Annotated in this window: 15 protein-coding genes; 10 read left to right on the forward strand and 5 right to left on the reverse strand. The window is 47.6% G+C overall.

All coding sequences use genetic code 11. From position 1 onward, the window contains the following. Positions 1–215: 215 nt before the first annotated feature. The 3 genes from NC796_RS12905 to NC796_RS12915 form a co-directional block, all read right to left on the reverse strand. Complete coding sequence (locus NC796_RS12905) at positions 216–1,859, reverse strand: capsule assembly Wzi family protein (RefSeq protein WP_310684930.1); 1,644 nt, start codon at positions 1,857–1,859, stop codon at positions 216–218. 75 nt (positions 1,860–1,934) lie between these two features. Continuing rightward, positions 1,935–2,675, reverse strand: a complete 741-nt coding sequence (locus NC796_RS12910; RefSeq protein WP_310684931.1) for an HAD family hydrolase — start codon at positions 2,673–2,675, stop codon at positions 1,935–1,937. 4 nt (positions 2,676–2,679) lie between these two features. Next, positions 2,680–3,228, reverse strand: coding sequence for an HAD family hydrolase (locus tag NC796_RS12915; protein WP_310684932.1), 549 nt, complete (start codon positions 3,226–3,228; stop codon positions 2,680–2,682). A gap of 605 nt (positions 3,229–3,833) precedes the next feature. Between NC796_RS12915 and pyrR the strand changes: the two genes are divergently transcribed. Further along, a complete protein-coding gene (gene pyrR, locus NC796_RS12920; RefSeq protein ID WP_310684934.1) occupies positions 3,834–4,379 on the forward strand; it encodes a bifunctional pyr operon transcriptional regulator/uracil phosphoribosyltransferase PyrR in 546 nt (181 codons plus the stop codon). 5 nt (positions 4,380–4,384) lie between these two features. Then, positions 4,385–5,353 carry an aspartate carbamoyltransferase catalytic subunit gene (locus tag NC796_RS12925; protein ID WP_310684935.1) on the forward strand — a complete coding sequence of 323 codons (969 nt, stop codon included), beginning with the start codon at positions 4,385–4,387 and terminating at the stop codon, positions 5,351–5,353. Between the two features lie 376 nt (positions 5,354–5,729). On the opposite strand, the gene NC796_RS12930 is transcribed toward NC796_RS12925, so the two are convergent. Further along, positions 5,730–6,713 carry a DMT family transporter gene (locus tag NC796_RS12930; RefSeq protein ID WP_310684937.1) on the reverse strand — a complete coding sequence of 328 codons (984 nt, stop codon included), beginning with the start codon at positions 6,711–6,713 and terminating at the stop codon, positions 5,730–5,732. Positions 6,714–7,014: 301 nt separating this feature from the next. Here NC796_RS12930 and NC796_RS12935 point away from each other — a divergent pair, with 301 nt between their 5' ends. From NC796_RS12935 to NC796_RS12970, 8 genes are all read left to right on the forward strand, one after another. Next, complete coding sequence (locus NC796_RS12935) at positions 7,015–7,704, forward strand: TetR/AcrR family transcriptional regulator (protein WP_310684939.1); 690 nt, start codon at positions 7,015–7,017, stop codon at positions 7,702–7,704. 123 nt (positions 7,705–7,827) lie between these two features. Further along, complete coding sequence (locus tag NC796_RS12940; protein WP_310684940.1) at positions 7,828–9,321, forward strand: TolC family protein; 1,494 nt, start codon at positions 7,828–7,830, stop codon at positions 9,319–9,321. A 26-nt stretch (positions 9,322–9,347) separates the two neighbouring features. After that, a complete protein-coding gene (locus NC796_RS12945) occupies positions 9,348–10,439 on the forward strand; it encodes an efflux RND transporter periplasmic adaptor subunit (protein WP_310684942.1) in 1,092 nt (363 codons plus the stop codon). A 15-nt stretch (positions 10,440–10,454) separates the two neighbouring features. Continuing rightward, complete coding sequence (locus NC796_RS12950) at positions 10,455–13,961, forward strand: efflux RND transporter permease subunit (RefSeq protein ID WP_310684943.1); 3,507 nt, start codon at positions 10,455–10,457, stop codon at positions 13,959–13,961. A 287-nt stretch (positions 13,962–14,248) separates the two neighbouring features. After that, positions 14,249–14,797, forward strand: a complete 549-nt coding sequence (locus tag NC796_RS12955; protein ID WP_310684944.1) for a dihydrofolate reductase family protein — start codon at positions 14,249–14,251, stop codon at positions 14,795–14,797. A 238-nt stretch (positions 14,798–15,035) separates the two neighbouring features. Next, positions 15,036–15,335, forward strand: a complete 300-nt coding sequence (locus tag NC796_RS12960) for an isoamylase early set domain-containing protein (protein WP_310684946.1) — start codon at positions 15,036–15,038, stop codon at positions 15,333–15,335. 294 nt (positions 15,336–15,629) lie between these two features. Further along, the gene (locus NC796_RS12965; RefSeq protein ID WP_310684947.1) at positions 15,630–16,472 is read left to right on the forward strand and encodes an alpha/beta fold hydrolase; all 843 of its coding nucleotides are present in this window, start codon (positions 15,630–15,632) and stop codon (positions 16,470–16,472) included. Between the two features lie 106 nt (positions 16,473–16,578). Beyond that, positions 16,579–17,076 carry a DinB family protein gene (locus NC796_RS12970; protein ID WP_310684949.1) on the forward strand — a complete coding sequence of 166 codons (498 nt, stop codon included), beginning with the start codon at positions 16,579–16,581 and terminating at the stop codon, positions 17,074–17,076. Between the two features lie 95 nt (positions 17,077–17,171). Here NC796_RS12970 and NC796_RS12975 read toward each other — a convergent pair whose 3' ends face one another. Next, positions 17,172–17,471: a DUF6916 family protein gene (locus tag NC796_RS12975; protein ID WP_310684951.1), complete on the reverse strand. Its 300-nt coding sequence runs from the start codon at positions 17,469–17,471 to the stop codon at positions 17,172–17,174. Positions 17,472–17,478 lie beyond the last annotated feature (7 nt).

A 17,478-nucleotide genomic window follows, 5' to 3' on the forward strand; every position in this document is an offset into this window, starting at 1 on the left:
AAAGAATATGAATAGCTAGATTTTTAATCTAGCTGACAGATAACCCCGTTTGAAGCCCGGCCTTGTAACTGAGGCCGGGTTTTTTAATTAAGAAAAAGATCCAGTGTCAGAGTCCGGGATTACACCGATAGTATTTTGACAAATCAGCCTGACATTTAGGAGAGAATGACAACTATGGAGTTGGCACCAGAGTATCAATTCTGACCAGATACTAATCACCGCAAATTTGAAAGCCGGTAGCGCAACGACAGTTGCAGCCCCACGTGGAACTGGTCATTTTTATAGAGGTAGTCGTCATTTAACTCTCTCCTAACTGTTAATCCAATCTTTGTTTCAAACTGTTTATAGAAGTACGTGATAGAACTCCCCACCCGCATCTCGATATTGTGCAGCCAGTAGCGGTTGGTGCTAGAACTGTTTTGTTGGGCAATCATATCCGACCGAGAGTAGAGGAAGTCGTTATTAAGGGCTACCCGCTGGGTCCAAAGTTGTACCTTCCCATTCCCGAAATAATATGATGCTCCTACATACTGGCTGCTTGAACCGGGTCCTATCGAAGCGCCTAACAGCTGTCCCCGGTTCGTATAGCCCTGGTTGACTCTGCCATGGACATAAAATGTAGGGAATCCCCGAAATAACCCGGTCTTGCTGGCTTCCAGCTGGGTGAGTTCTGCATTCATGCTCAACATTCGATTTTCGGGAAGTTGAAAAACTTTTTGCAGCCCGATGGTATAGCCGCGGCTGTGGTCCGGTTCGGTAATAAAATCACGCCAGTTCCAGCTGTGGTCGGTCCGCGCCCATTCGCCGTAAATTTCCAACCCGGAATCAGGGAATATCCAGCTTCCAAAAATTGAAATCAGTTGATCGGCCTCGTCATTCCCGCCGGGATTGGTATCACCGCTAAAATTTACTTTGGTGAATGCTTCAAATACTTTTAGCAGATCCCTGGCCGGAATACCCTCGGGAGGGATTGTCTCATAATAAATACGGTTGATACCCACCGTGAGACCCGGCACCGGTTTGGGGGTGAACGCAATACGTCCCCCTGTAATATAACGTTCATTATTTTCCGGATTGCTGTCGAAATAGTCTGATTCCCAAAGCTTACCCCAGAACAGTTTCGTTTGCAGGTGACCGATATGGATGTTTTTTGGCTCTGTGGTTCCGATGAAGAAGTGGGAAAAGCCGGGAGCGTTATCGCTCAAGAGCAGGGCGTTTTGCAGGGCCGGACTCCACCACATGGTTTCGTTGGAGATGCCGGAAGCCCAACCATGGTAGTCGGCACGGATGAATGATTGTCCCGCATCCAGTCGCCAGAACGAGCCATCGCCGAACCGTTGCGGCCAGTCAATATTGCCAAGCGGATAGGCATAAGGTGATCTGCTGCTAGATCCTTCGTAGGGAGAAAGCTCGAAGCTACGGTTTTGGGTAAAAATAAGCGTAGGTCTTATGCCGGCCGAAAACGCTCCATATCGCATAAAAAAACCGGTAGAGAGCGCGTTGGTAAATCCACGCCCCTGCCAAACCGCGCCGTCTCTACCGTTTGCCGGTTCCCGTGATTGCCAGTAGTTTTGGAATTCTACATCGTAAGGCGCTATTTGGAACTTGCCCGTTGAGTAACTCCCAATAGCTCCTGCGGTTCGGTCACTCCATGGATGGTCCAGCAGGCTGTCAGGTGACTGGGTACTCTCCAGTCCGAGCGTTGTGCGATGGTCCAGCGGAAGCGTTCCTCTCATTTTAAGTAGTTGCTGATACTCCCTCATCAAATCGCCCGTAGGGAGAGACTGTGCCATCGACACGTTGGAACTGCCAGCAGAAAATGTCAAAATAAGGATTGAGAAAAACAGGATCTTTTTCATAACCGACTACAAATAAATTGAAAAGGGAAACTACTCTTTAGGTAGTCAGTTAAGTCCTGTTTGTTCCGTGCTGTGCTACAATAAAATTTGGGCGATTTCGCTCCAACTGTTACAGATGTGGTCTGGCTCAGCGTCGATCTCAATCTCTTTGTTATAGCGGCCATTGGAATGACCGGTAAACAAGATCGCTTTCATTCCCAGGCTTTTAGCGCCTTTGATGTCGGTTTCCAGCAGATCCCCGATATGCCATGATTCTGCCACATTGCAACTGTTTTTTTCCAGCAATTGAGTAAAAGCGTTAGGATTCGGTTTGCTGTAACCGGTCTCATCGCTGAACACGAAGCCGTCAAAGCAATCCAAAATCCCCAGGCTTTCCAGGTATCTGCGCAGGACGCGTCCGGGCGAATACATCGTGTCGGAGATCAAACCAAGGGGATATATTGAAGCTAGCTTTTCGATCACCTCTTTCGCATCGTCGGTGAGTTCCGGTGGACCCTCCCACAGTGATTCCTCGAACTGTTCAACCAGGTACTCTTTCTCTTTTTGGGATGCCGGCAGGTCCAGGTGGGTTATGATCGTATCCACCAGCTCTTTGGTGGTAGGGGTCCGCTGCTCGTTGAACCAAATTTCGTCAAATTCTTTGGAGGCCTTTCGTTTTGCTACATCTATATCATCGAGGTTCAGCTCCTCATCATATTTTTCAGCAATATTACGGAGCGCTTGGATACGCACTTTTCTCCGCACTTTGCCCCCGGTCTCTGCCTTGACCAGCGTATTCCAGAAATCGATCGTAATCATGGTGTTTTGTTGAGTCATCGGGTTATAGCGTATCTATTACCTGCTTTATATTGTCAAACGTTTGGATGTTGTGTTTCTTGAGCCAGGTTTTGTCCTGCTTGGGCTCGTGGCGCGAGCGGATAAAAAATGGCTGCATTCCCAGCTTAATGGCCGGTTTGAGATCCGATATTTTGTCTCCTGCCATAAACGAGCGGTTAAAGTCAATCTGGTGCTTGTCTGCCGCCTTTTGGAACATGCCAAGTCCTGGTTTGCGATCTCCCGGTTCATAGGTGTAAGGCTCCGGGTCGTGCTCGGGGTGCCACGGAGCGATATACCAGTCATCTATTTCCAGGTTTTCTTTTTCCAGTTCCTCGTCAACCCAGTTATGCAATGTTTCTACATGTCCCTCAGTATAGCGACCGCGGGAGATTCCGGATTGATTGGTAACGACAATGATCTTGAAATCATTGTTTTTCATCCAGCGAATTGCTTCTATTGCACCATCGCACCAGGTCCATTCCTCAGGGGTGTGGACGAAGTTGTAATCAACATTAATCGTGCCGTCGCGATCCAGGAAAAAAGCTTTATTCATTCTTCAGATTGTTGAGAGTAAATATTATATGACTCCAAATGTAAGAAATATTATCTACTGGTTGAACTAAGTCAGAAGGTCTAAGGTCGGAAGGTCTTAAAGTCGAAGTTTGAAGGTTAGTATTCAGGATTAGGGATAATTGTAACACGGAGTATCACAGAGAATTCACAAAGCTGTACAATGAAACGTTGAGAATGAACCGAAATAGAAGCAACGCATATCCCCTTGCGAGATCTTGCATCGGGCCTGCTCATCGAAGCCTTGGCGTAGTTGAGATGCAGGATGACTGAGAGGTTCTATTGTGAATTATGGTTTCATAACTCAAACGCTAAACGCGTTCAGTAGTTAAAGACGACGAAATGTTACGACCCCACAGAGTTGTACCAAGAAAGAACTTTGTGGTTCTTTCAGGCTTCTTTGTGTGACTCTGTGGTAAACCTCTCATTAGTATTGAAGTTTAATGGGGTTTTTGATGTTTCAATCACGGATTACTCATTACGCATTACGAAATACGCAATAATAACTTAACATAGAATATAAATTGAGTTACTTTATGCCATTAACTAAATTCATGCAGCATAAAAACAGAAAAGAGGTAGCATCGTTTGAACAAAGCTAAAATCATGTCGGCCGAGGATCTGAATCGCACGTACCTGCGATTTGCCCATCAATTTCTGGAGCCGTACGAAGATTCCTCTCCCTTGGCGATCATCGGAATGCAGACACGAGGCGTGCACATCGGGAAGCGTATCCGCAATATTATTACCAAGAAATTCGGCACTACGCCCGACTTCGGTACGCTTGACGTCACCTTTTACCGCGACGATTTCCGTACAAAGCTGAAGATGCCCGATGTGAAAGTCACCGAGATTAATTTTGATCTGTACGAACGCGATGTCATTTTGGTGGACGATGTGCTCTACACGGGACGGACCGTACGCTCGGCCATGGATGCACTGATGGACTACGGCCGCCCCCGCAGCATCAAATTTTGCTGTATGGTGGACCGCGGCCATCGCGAACTGCCTATTGCAGCCAACTATGTAGGAATCAAAGTGCCCACCCATGTGCAGGAGGAGGTCCGGGTGAAAGTGAAGGAGCTGGACGGCGAAGATGCTATTTACGTGGTTAAAAATCCGAATGAAGAGTGATCAGGATGCCTGAAGAGATAGAGGAGATAAAAGAGCCTGCTGAATACGACTTTAACCAGAAACACCTGCTGGGACTGGCCCACTACTCTAGTGAGGATATTCTTTATGTGTTGGATCAAGCCCGTTATTTCCGGGAAATCCTGGACCGGCCCGTGCCCAAAGTACCTACGCTGCGTGATAAAACGATTGTGAACCTGTTTTACGAGAGCAGCACGCGCACCAGGCTCTCCTTTGAGCTGGCCCAAAAGCGGATGGGTGCCGATGTAGTCAACTTTTCGGCAAAAGCCTCCAGTGTATCAAAAGGGGAGTCGCTCAAAGATACCATTCGCAACATCAGTTCAATGAAGATCGACATGGTGGTGGTGCGGCATGAGAGTCCGGGCGTGCCCCACTTCTTGACCCGTTGCGTGGATGCTGCCATCATCAATGCCGGCGACGGTGCCCACGAACATCCCACCCAGGCACTGCTGGATATGTACTCCATGCGGCAGATTCACCCCGACCTGGAAGGAAAGAATATCGCTATTATCGGGGATATCGCCCACAGTCGTGTGGTTCGCTCCAACATCATCGGCCTTACCAAGGTAGGGGCCAACGTCACCGTTTGCGGCCCCAAAACCCTGATGCCGGTGTACGTGGAGGATCTCGGGGCAGAAGTCTCCTATAACCTGGAAGAAACGCTCGAATGGTGCGATGTGGCGATGGCGTTGCGTATACAATTGGAACGCCAGGAGAATGGAACCGAGCTGTTCCCCAGCATCCGGGAGTATCACCAGAAGTTCGGCATCACGATGAAGCACCTCGAGAAATACCCTGACTTCACGATTATGCATCCTGGACCGGTAAACCGCGGCGTGGAAATGGAGAGCGAAGTTGCCGACAGCGACCGTTCGATTATCCTCAGCCAGGTAACCAATGGGGTGGCGGTGCGGATGGCCATTCTTTACCTCCTTAGCGGTGGGACAAGGGTGTAATGTTCACCTTTTCTAGTGAATTAGAGTTGGTCTATAGCGCGGGAATTATAACGCAAATGAACAAGCCTTCCCAATATAACTGATAATCCCGGTAACCGGATTGATATGCTAGACGGCTGCGTCCAATAATTACAAGTGTCACTTAATTATAGTTAAGAATCCCATCTAATTATAATTAAGTAACCCACTTAAAGTAATTAGCAGACCTTCTTAATTACTATTACAAGACTCTCCTAATAGTAATTAACAGACTTACTTAATTGTGAGAGGCTTTAAACGGTGTTTTAGAGTGCACTCTCTCATTATACTCTCCAATTTCTGACGTAATTTATTGCTTTCTAGCTCAATTTAGTCAACTTAGATCACAGGTTATTCTCTACTCCTCTAGCAACTCAGGCTCTCGTTGGGGTTTAGAAGGAGCTTTTCTGTCATTTGTGATTTGCGGCTTGATATTTCTTCTTTTGCTTTTCTTCCAGCGCGCCAGTACGATGCCACCGATTACGAGTGCGGAGCCAAGGTACTGTTGAAAAGCCAGCTCTTCTCCCAGCAGGATTACGCCAAAGATCAATCCCAGCACGGGCACCAGGTTTTGATAAGTAGCAGTGTGGACCGCGCCCACTTCCTGGATAGCGTAGTTCCAGATGATGTAGGCCACCCCGATAGAGAGGAGTCCGCTGTAGATAACTGCACCATAGGCACCCAGTGAAACGTTGCTCCATGCAATAGTCGTCATGCTCGGCAGGCCAACCAGGAAGAGGGTAATTGCCCCGATAGTGGTAGTGATCGCAGAAAATTGTAGCGCCGTGTATCGCTTTAAAAAGTTGCGGGACAGGACGGTGTAAGTACCCCAAACGACAGTGGCCGCAATTGTGAGAAGATCTCCTATAAAGGTGTCTGAACCAAAATCCAGCTCTTTGCTGCCGCCCAGCATGATGAACACCACGCCGCCGAATGCCAGTGCTACCCCGATCGATTTGAGCAGGTCCAGCTTTTCGTCGCTGAACAGGTGGGCGATCAGTGCCACCCAGATCGGGATTGTGCCCATGATAACAGCCACATTCGCTGCGTAAGTGTAGTCGATACCGATGATAAATAATCCCTGGTATACGAGGTTAGCCAGCAGCCCCATGCCGATCAGCGGCAACCAGTCACGGCGCGGAACGCTGATCGATTGCCCCTTCCAGAGCAGTGCACCCCAGATGACAGCGGCAGCAAACAGGAAGCGCAGACCGTTGAAACTCAACGGATCGATCTCGTCCAGGTTGCCTTTGATAACCGAAAAGTTGAGCGCCCAAATCAGGGTGATCGAAAGAAGGGCCACTTCAATAAGTGAACTTCGACTCAAAGCAAGGTTTTTCATAGTTAAATGAGAAGCTGCAAAGGTACAACATATTTTACGATTCTACACTATGATCAGGCACATTTAATTTTGTAATAACTTCTTCATAACCCCCACGGAATGTGCATGAACTGCCGGCTAGGTACTAATACACTATGCTGTGTATATCTAATTTAAACCTGCCTCTCTTTACCCGGGCAACTATTGTTAAGGAAATATTAAATGAAAAAATATGTAACAAAACTGTTTGGTTTTCGTAGTTGACAGAGTTAACTTTGGTCACTTACTGACTGGAAGTCATTTTTAAGAAGCAAAGAATATTATGGGCACAGAAGAACGAAAAGCACGAGAAAAGGAGCAGCGTCGAAATGCAATCATTGACGCGGCCGAAAAAGTCATTTTTTCCAAGGGTTTGGAACAAGCTACGATGGAAGAGATTGCTGAAAAGGCAGAGCTGAGCAAAGGCACGCTTTACCTCTATTTCAAAAATAAAAATGATCTTTATATGGCGATCTGCGAGCGTGGTTCGAACCTGCTTAACAGCCGTTTTTCAAAGATTTTGACCGGTGATCATACCGGGATCGAGTTAATTCGGCTCATGGGAGAAACATATCTCGACTTCGTGCGCCAACATCCTGATTACTTTAACGCCTTTATGTACTATGAGAACCTGAAAAATACCGAAGAGCTGGAAAATAGTGAGGCGGCCCAGGTGTGTGAAGAGAACCGAAGAGAAGCGATGACATACATGGTGCGTGCACTCCAGATCGGGATGCAGGATGGTACGATTGATGATTCCTATGATCCCAAAGAGCTTGCGGTTGTTTTGTGGTCGTGCACACGCGGCATCACTACGATGAATCATATGCGGCAGACCGGCCACCATTTTAAGATGCTTGATGAAATGGATATCGAAACGGGATCACTTTTCTCAAACTTCCTTGACCTCGTCGGTAAAGGGATGGCCACTCCGGAAGGTCGAAAAGAAAAAATGACCGATAGTCATTTTTAACGTAACAAAATCAAAACAAGCCCGTATATCTCTCCTTTTTGTGGAGCCAGTAAACTCAAATTCAAAATTATTTCTGTAAACGGTATGCAGCTCATACCCGCAAAAACAATGGATATGCAACGAATGAAATCACGGAAATTTTTTACCGTACTTTTATCACTGACATTATTTTTGTTTGTCGGTTCTGTCTCCTCATCTGCGCAAGATGCTAATACTTCTTTTGAAGAGATTCAGGACCAGTCAAAGCCTGTAACCTTAACCCAGGCGATCCAGGTAGCAATGGCCAATAACACCGACATCAAGCGGGCACTGCTAACCCTGGAAGATGCCGATGAACAGGTGCGTATTGCCTGGAGTGAAGTGCTGCCGGACGTTTCCGGATCTGCGACCTACACACGGAACGTAGAAATTCCCGTCAATTTTGTACCTGCCCAGTTTTTTGACCCGTCGGCTCCAGCGGGGGAACTCGTGCCGCTACAGTTTGGCACCGACAACAACTGGCAGGGCGGACTTACAGTGAGCCAGACCCTGTTCAGGGGGGAGGCAATTGTAGGTATTAGTAGCTCAGAGTTATATAAGGCCGCACAGGCTGAAAACTTACGGGCCACTACACAGCAGATTGTCACCCAAACCCGGTTGGCCTATTACAACGTATTGGTGGCAGAAGAGCAGCTTCGGCTGCAAACAGAAACTGTGGAACGACTTCGTCAGAACCTTAAAGAAAATCGAGCTCGCCAGAAAGCCGGCCTGATTGACGAGTACGCAGTATTGCAGGTTGAAGTTCAGTTGAAAAACCAGGAGCCACAACTTACACAAGCCCGCTACGATGTGCAGCAGGCATATCGTGAATTGAACTTAGTGTTGGGGCTGCCGGTGGAGCTGGGCCTCGATGTCCAGGGGGATCTCAGCTCGTTTGATATCCTGTCACAGGAGGCTGATAGCTCAGTTAATGACAATTTAAAGGAGGTCGACAAAATGACGCCCTATTCCTACGAAAAGAGTAAAGAGCTGATGAATGTTGCTACTGAGCTCAGGGGCGACATCCGAATTTTGGATAAGCAGGAAGATCTCAAACAGCGGGAAATCAAGGCGATTAAAAGTCGGTTTTTACCAACGCTGTCGGCTAATTACAATTTGAATTGGTCGGCGGCTCAAGCTGGTTCCCCAAATTTCTTTGGTACTGAGGATACCAGGGCCCGGTCGCAGACTGTTGCACTCACGTTTAGCCTGCCGATTTTCCAGGGTTTTGAACGGAATGCCAACCTGCAGATCGCCAAGATTGAACAGCGCGACCTGGAACTACAGCGCGAACAAGCGGTACGAGATGCCAAAAATGAAATACAGTCTGCCAGGGAGTCGCTTAACCAGGCGATCGAAACGGCTCCGGCCCGCGAAGATGCCCTGGAGCAGGCCCGGGAAGGATATCAGCGGGCGCAGGCGCGGCTGGAAAGCGGCCTCGGATCTCAGCTCGATGTAATAGAAGCCGAGTTTCAGCTTCGACAGGCAGAAGTAAACTACGCACAGATGGTATACAACTATCTTTCGGCCAAAGCACAGTATGACCAGGCGATAGGGATGGTGCCATTTGTAGATGAATCCAAACCGGAATTAGACTAAAATCAACGCGATAACCTAAAACCATTATGAACACGCTAACATCGAAATTATTAGTAGTATTTGTCATTGCGGGAATGATCACCGCCTGTTCCCAGGAAGAGCAGACTGCTGAACAGGAGGAGCTGGTCAAATCCGTGAATGTTGAGACCGTCAGTATTGAGCCCCGGCTTTTTCAGCGGTACCTGCGGTTGGTTGGTACAATAGAATCAGCTAATGATGTACATATTTCTGCCGAAGTGAACGGGCGCATAGAGCAGTATTTTGTAGAGAAGGGAAAGCAGGTTCGGAAAGGCGAACCAATCCTGAAAATTGACGACGATAAACTTCTGCAAGAGAAGGCGCGGCTTGAGGCCCAAACGGAACAGGCAAAAGAGCAGTATGACCGTTTAAAGAGAGTCTTTGAGGAAGATAGCGTAGGTTCAGAGATCGACATCATAAACGCCCGGGCTTCCTATCGCCAAAGCCAGTCGGCCCTCGAATCGATAAAGGTGGATATCGAAAATACCACGGTGCGAGCCCCCTTTGATGCGATCCTTGAGGACCGACTACTGGAGGTTGGAGAGATGGCCAGTACTGGGGCAACGCTGGTCAGGCTGATCGGCGCTAATAACCTCAAGATTGTGGCGGGTGTGCCCTCGCGATATTCCGATGTGGTAAATGCCGGTGACCAGGCGGAAGCTTGGTTTGACTTCCAAGACAGCGATACACTCAATCTTTCCATCGACTATGTGGGCCAAAGCATCGATCCGCAGGCGCGTACGTTCCGGGTTGAGATGTTCCTGCCGAGACAAACCACTAATTACAAGGTGGATATGATTGCCAACGTCCGCCTGAAAACCTACGAGCAGCAGGATGCCATAGTGGTGGGCGAGGAATTTGTTTACCAAAAAGATCGCGGATTTGTGGTGTATACGGTAAATGAGAATGACCAGGGCAACAAGATAGCCTCAGAGAAGGTCGTCAAGTTAGGACCTTCATACGAAAATGAGGTCGTGGTAAACAGCGGATTGCAACCCGGGGATCAACTGATTACGGTGGGGTCCTCATTCCTCCAGGACAGCATGCGGATCAACATTGTAGCTAACGGAAGTTCGCAAGAATTTGCTCAACGAAATTAGTAACGGAATCTACCCATGAGTGACAATAACAAAACAAATGGAATTGTACCGACGGACGGCCAACAGCCGGTCGATAACCGGAAGGAGTTCAAATTAACCTCCTTTTCTATCGACAATCGGATCAGTGTGCTCGTCATTATCGTGCTGGTAGCCCTATTTGGAATCCAGTCGTACCTGTCGATACCCAAAGAGTCGGCGCCGGATATCACCATTCCGAATATTATGGTGATCACGACCTATCCCGGGGTTTCTCCCGAAGATATGGAGAGCCTCATTACGCGACCACTGGAAGATGAACTTTCGGGCATATCTGATGTCAAGGAGATGACCTCCACATCAGCTGAGGGTTATTCAAATATTAACCTGGAGTTTAATACCGATGTTGTCATCGAAGATGCCCTGCAAAAGGTGCGCGAAAAAGTGGACCTGGCCAAGCCGGAGCTGCCCCAGGCTGCCGAGGATCCCATAATTCAGGAGATAAACGCCTCCGAATTTCCCATCATGCAGGTCAACGTTTCCGGTCAATATGGGCTGGTACAGCTGAAAGAAGTAGCTGAGAACCTGCAGGACCGCCTCGAGTCGATTCCTTCAATATTGGAGGTAAACCTGGCGGGTGGACTGGAGCGCGAAGTGAAGGTGGATGTTAATCTTCCAAAACTGAAATACTACGGGCTGACCTTCGGCGATATTATTGCGGCTATCCAGGAAGAGAATGTCACGGTCCCGGGCGGTAATATCGACGTGGGGAATAAAAAGTTCCTGCTTCGTGTGCCCGGAGAGTATGAAACAGTGAAGCCGATTGAGGATATCGTTATCGATGCACCGGATGACAAGCCGATCTACATTCGGGATTTAGCTGAGGTGAAATTCGGTTTCAAGGATCGAGAGACATATGCCGAACTGGATAATGACCCGGTGATCAGTCTTTCCATTGTGAAACGCAGCGGCACCAACATCCTGGAGACCGCAGCGCAGGTGAAAAGCATTCTTGACGAAGAACTGCCGACGCTGCCACCGACGACCAACTTCGAGATTACCTCGGATCAGAGTGAAAATATCAATATGATGGTGAGCAGCCTGGAAAACAACATCATTGCTGGTCTGCTGCTGGTGATCGGTGTGCTGTTGTTCTTCCTGGGTGTACGTAATGCCTCGTTTGTGGGTATTGCCATCCCGCTGTCGATGTTTGTCTCCTTTATTGTGATGAGTATGGTGGGTATCACAATGAACATGATTGTGCTGTTCTCACTGATTTTGGCGCTGGGTATGCTTGTGGATAATGCCATTGTAGTGGTTGAGAATATCTATCGCTACCTGGAAGAGGGTTATGACAACATCCAGGCTGCGAAAAAGGGAACTGGTGAGGTGGCCCTGCCGATTATCTCCGGTACGATGACGACACTGGCTGCATTCCTGCCGCTTATTTTCTGGCCGGGTGTGACTGGTGAATTTATGTCGTACCTGCCGATCACGCTGATCATTACGCTTTCCAGCTCACTGTTTGTTGCGCTGGTCATTAACCCCGTGATATGTGCACTTTACATGCGCCTTGATTTGGTTGATGACAGCAACCGACCGAAAATGACGCGTAAGGGAAAGATTACACTTAGTATAATCTTTGGGTTATTCCTGCTCGCTGCGGTACTCAATAATACACTCACCTGGACGATGCTTATTGTGCTTGGAACTATTCTCTGGGTTACCAACCGCTATGTGCTGAATCCAATTGGAAAATGGTGGCAGACCAAGGGCTTGCAACAAGCAATTAACAGGTATGAAACCACCCTGCGATGGTCGCTTAACCACGGCTGGATAGTTCTCGCTATTTCAGTTGTCGTACTGTTTTCCAGTTTTGTTGTCTTTGGGGCGTTCAACAGCGGCGTGGAGTACTTCCCCGAGGGCATTCCTCCGCAACGGGCGTATGTACAGGTAGAAACCCCGGTGGGCACCAATGTCGGATTCACGAAGTCGGTTGTTGATGAGATTGAGCGAAAAGTCCCCAACATCCCGCACAAACAGGATATACAAACCGTGCTGAGTACCTCTGGTTCTGCGATTACGGCCGGTCCGATTGGCGGAGGCGGTAATTCATCCCATCGCGGTACGATTGTTCTCAACTTTAAAGATTACCAGCGCCAGGAAGGCAGTGCTTTTGATGCCATTGAGTACGCGCGAAGTAATTTTTCCAAGGGTATTGCTGGTGCAAACATCACAGTAGAAGAAGAGCAGCAGGGGCCGCCCTCCGGACCTCCGATCAACCTGGAGATTTCCGGCAAGGATATGGCAGCCCTTGAAAAACTATCCAACGATATCCTGCGGATTATTGAGAATGATCCCGTCTACAGCAAGCTGGACGGACTTGAAACCGATCTCCCGGAAGCACGACCCGAAGTTCGAATCAATGTAGATCGTGAGAAAGCTTCGGTTTACGGGCTTTCAACGCAGATAATAGGTAACACCATCCGACAGGCGATTAACGGGGTGGAAGCCTCTCAATATCGTGATGGAAAGGATGAATATGACATTACCGTGCGCCTCGATGAACGTTTCCGGCAGGATATGAGTACACTTCAAGACTTGACAGTTATGGAGGAAGGGCGACAGATACCGCTCTCGAGTGTTGCTAGCTGGGAAGTTACTGAAGGACTCGGCGGTATCAAGCACAAAGACCAGGAGCGGATGGTAACGGTCATGGCCGATGTCCGGTCGGACTACAACGCCAATGCCGTGCTGGCTGAAGTGCAGCAGGTTGTGGCACCATATCTTCAAAATGAAGTACCTTCCGGCTATGATTACAACTGGACCGGCCAACAGGAAGATCAACAGGAGGCCGTGGACTTCCTCTCCATGGCATTTTTGGTCGCACTGTTCCTTATCACCTTTATTCTGATTTCACAGTTTAACTCGCTGTTTAAACCGTTCATTGTAATGACCTCGGTCCTGATGTCAACAGCCGGTGTATTCTTTGGACTTGTCATCTTCCAGATGCCGTTTGTTATTGTGATGACCGGTATCGGTATAATATCACTGGCGGGTGTGGTTGTGAACAATGCCATCGTTCTGATTGATTATATCGACATCCTGCGCTCGCGTGACAACATGGGCTTGTATGAAGCGCTGGTAGAAGGTGGAAAAATTCGTTTCCGCCCGGTAATTCTAACGGCAATAACCACCACGCTGGGACTGGTACCACTGGCGATCGGCTTTAACCTTGATTTCATCACGCTGGTCAACAATCCGGCCCTGTTCTTCACCAACATAGGGGAGTATCTGTACTGGGGCGGTCCACAGGCGGCATGGTGGGCCCCAATGGCGATTGCAGTGATTGTAGGCTTGATATTTGCAACGGCATTGACCCTCATCCTTGTTCCGGTGCTCTACTACATGTTTGAGAATGGAAGACGAAATATTAACCGTTTCTTCTTCGACACAGCGAATCCCGGACTGCTCATGGACCAAAGTTACGGCAACGGCCAGGGCAAGGAACTTAAAGAGTCAGAAGTAGTAGAAACTACTAGCTAGTTTTGTTATCCCTACACAATCCCCTTGATGCGGCTTACCTGACGGTGGGCCGCATCTTTTTTTGTTTTGTATTATTTTCCAGAATATCCAGCCCCGTATTAAAGCGGGTTTGGCCGACGTCGTGAATTTTAAACGCCGTTTAGAGTTTTTGGTAAGTCAAAACGTATGACTGGAATAGAAAATATTAGTTTTTTTAAAAATGTATCCGTTTGGGACTATGATCCTTGCCCATTTGTCCCTAATTTTATCGAGATTTAAAGAGATTATTCAGCAAATAGTTTAATTCCATGTCTATAAAAGCATCTGTTTTTATCGCTACAAGCCTGGATGGTTTTATTGCCCGGGAGGATGGGAGCGTGGACTGGCTTCCCACGCCCGATGAGTCTAAATCCGGTGAAGATTACGGGTATAACGCTTTTATAGAAACCGTCGACGCCATGGTGATGGGGCGCCATACCTATGAATTTGTTTCGAAATTTGACAAATGGTTTTACGGAGATCTGCCGGTATATGTGTTGAGTAGTCGTGGTGTGGAAATCCCCGGAAAACTTGAGAAGACTGTTTCAACGGTCTCAGGATCTCCAACCGGGGTTGCCAAACAGCTTGCTGATCTTGGATATAGCCATCTTTATGTAGATGGAGGTAAAACGATCCAGGGTTTCCTCAGCGAGGGCTTGATTTACCAGATGACGATAACACAGGTCCCGATCTTGCTTGGAAGCGGCATTCCTCTTTTTGGGCCGTTACCCCATGACATCAAACTGGATCATCTTAAAACAAAATCCTTTGCCAACGGGTTGGTACAATCCCGTTATGAGGTTATTCGCGATAAGTAGCCCACCAAAGTTCGGAATTTCCAAATTCTATTGACAACCTGGTGTAACAGTTGCCTCTTGGCTACCTCTTAATAATAGCGGGTTCAGGATAAATTGATAGCATTGCAGAATGTAATCTTTTTATTAACTATCTGAAGATTACAGCGTTTTTGTGTCATATTTGTCTGCCGAGTGATACCTTAATATTAGAATCTACCAATAAATTAAAGTCGCAATTAAACAAGAGTAAGAAATTATCATGTTTGAAATGAATTACACCCCAAAACGCACTGTCTGTAAAGTAACTTTCAGGATACCTGATGAGTGGGCCCAGGATGAGGCTGCAATAGCAGGAGATTTTAATGATTGGGATCCGGAAGAGCATAAGATGGAGAAGAAAGACGACGTTTGGGAAACCACGGTTCGTCTGAAGCCGGAAACTGAGTACGTGTTCAAGTATTTGCTGGATGGCGAACGCTGGGAAAACGATCAGGAAGCGCACGACTATGTTTCCAATGAATTCGGGACCAAGGACTCCGTTGTTGTTACCGGGAAGTAGTTAGGTACAGTTACCGACGCTACATTTGAATTGTACTTATTCAATTTAGTGCCTGTCCATTTCACATGCACATTTTGTGTTAAACAGCTGGAATGGATGGGTGCTTCGCTGAAGAGGTTCCCTCCTCTTTTACTCGCTCTGAAATTAGCACTCATTTCTCACCTTTTTTACCCAGGGCCATTACCTCTGGTACTCAAAATCCTGGTACCCCGGTTAAAATAAACTTAACCGCTCATTTTTGCCATTTCATTTGTATTTTTAGGTCAAAATGTTTGCTTGCTAATTGCAGATCATATGAAGAAACGTGCATTTCGCTATTCCGCTTTTACATTGCTCTTGGTGAGTGCTCTCTTTTTTGGAGCTCGATCTTTTTTGTATTACAGCCTGGAGGCCGAGGCGATTGCTACCCGGCCGAATGACGATACTACCCCCGACCATTTTGGAGCTCCTTCGCAGCAGTTTCAATTTAAAAACAATGGTCGTACGTTGTACGCATCACTTGTGAGAGCTGAAGAGGCGGATAATTCCACCCCTGCAGTCTTGCTTTATCACGGCCGCCGGGAGACGATCTCGCGATGGGCTGAGGTGCAGGCCCTGTTGTACAAGAATGGAATTACTTCCATGGTGTTCGATTATTCCGGGTTTGGCAGCAGCACAGGTGAGCCAACGATCGAGAACTTGCAAGATGATGGGATCAGGGCCTGGGAATATTTTACAGAGCATGTTGCAACCGGCTCGCAGCCCAGGATCGTTCTCGGCCACTCACTGGGAACCGGCATATTGCTAAGCGGGATAAAACAACTGCAGCCCAAACCAAATTATGTAATTCTAAGTGCTCCCTGGTCAACGGCACGCGATGCAGTCATACACTTGGGTATGGTGCCGGAAGAGATCTATTACCTGCTGCCCGATGTTTGGAACAATGTGGAGGCTGTCCGGGCGTTGGATCTCCCCTTGTTGGTTGTGCACGGCACCGAGGACAGGGTAGTGCCCCCTGATATGGGGCGCCAGGTGGCAGAAGCAGGGGGTGGAGAATACCATGTGCTGGAGGGTGTTGGTCATCGTGAACTTGTTCGGCATCCTACCATGGAGCTCTGGAAACCAATTATTGAGGCGATTTATAAGGTGCAAAATTAGTGAATGTTAAGTTCTTGCATCGGCAATAGGTGGAACCAGATTGCATTTTTGAAGTTAGCCTTAAGGGGTGGAGAGACCAATATTCATACAAGCTTATCTTAAAATCATGGAAATTGAAACAAACCTGACCGATACCATCCTGGCAGCGTGGAAAACCAGTAACAGGGTCTCCATCTTTATGTTGGAAAATTTGCCACAGGAGGTATGGTCAGAAAAGGTGCCGGGTTACCAGCGCAAGACAGTACAGATGGTCGGGGGACATATGCATAATACCCGCTGTATGTGGATTAAAGAGGCAACAAAAAAATTTGATTTGCACGTCCCGGAATACGTTGACCGCTATAGTGTTACGACTACAGAGCTCATTGAGGCTCTGCATATTAGTTCGGCAGAGATAATGCAGTTGATCAAAAAAGGGATTGAAACTGGTAGCACCGTTCCCGGTTTTTACCTTGATGCCGTTCACCTGCAATATTATCTGGTAGCCCATGAAGCTCACCACCGCGGGCAGATTGTCATGGTTACCCGACAGCTTGGTTATGAGTTGCCAGAAAAGGTAACCTATGGTCTCTGGCACTGGTCAAAACGTGCCAAAGAATTATAGCCGAGGAACTTTCTTAAAACTGTTAACCTGGTTTCAACCGGTGAGGCGAGGATATTACCCCACCTCAATGTTTTAGTTCGCTGAATGCAATCCTGCTAATTAATAATGGATTCGTAGATAATCCGATCTTCCGTTTTATTCAGTGTTTTTAGAAACATCTTGTGAGTTTCCTCGCTGCCTTCCGGGGAAATCTCAATAATTTGGTCTGTAATTTGGTCTTCGTGAGATCCAGAAAAGATTATGGTAAATGGTTCCGACCTTATATTTTCGATTTTTCCCCGACCTTTGGTTTCGCTTTTTTCTACTTTTTCTAGTTTAAGTTCGCTTTTGGAACCTTCTTCTGTGGTTATAGTTAATACTTTTCCCTGAGACGAGGTAAAATCTTCTGCTTGCATAGTCTTT

This window comes from Aliifodinibius sp. S!AR15-10 (genome assembly GCF_031569985.1).
GTDB lineage: Bacteria > Bacteroidota > Rhodothermia > Balneolales > Balneolaceae > JAMQKA01.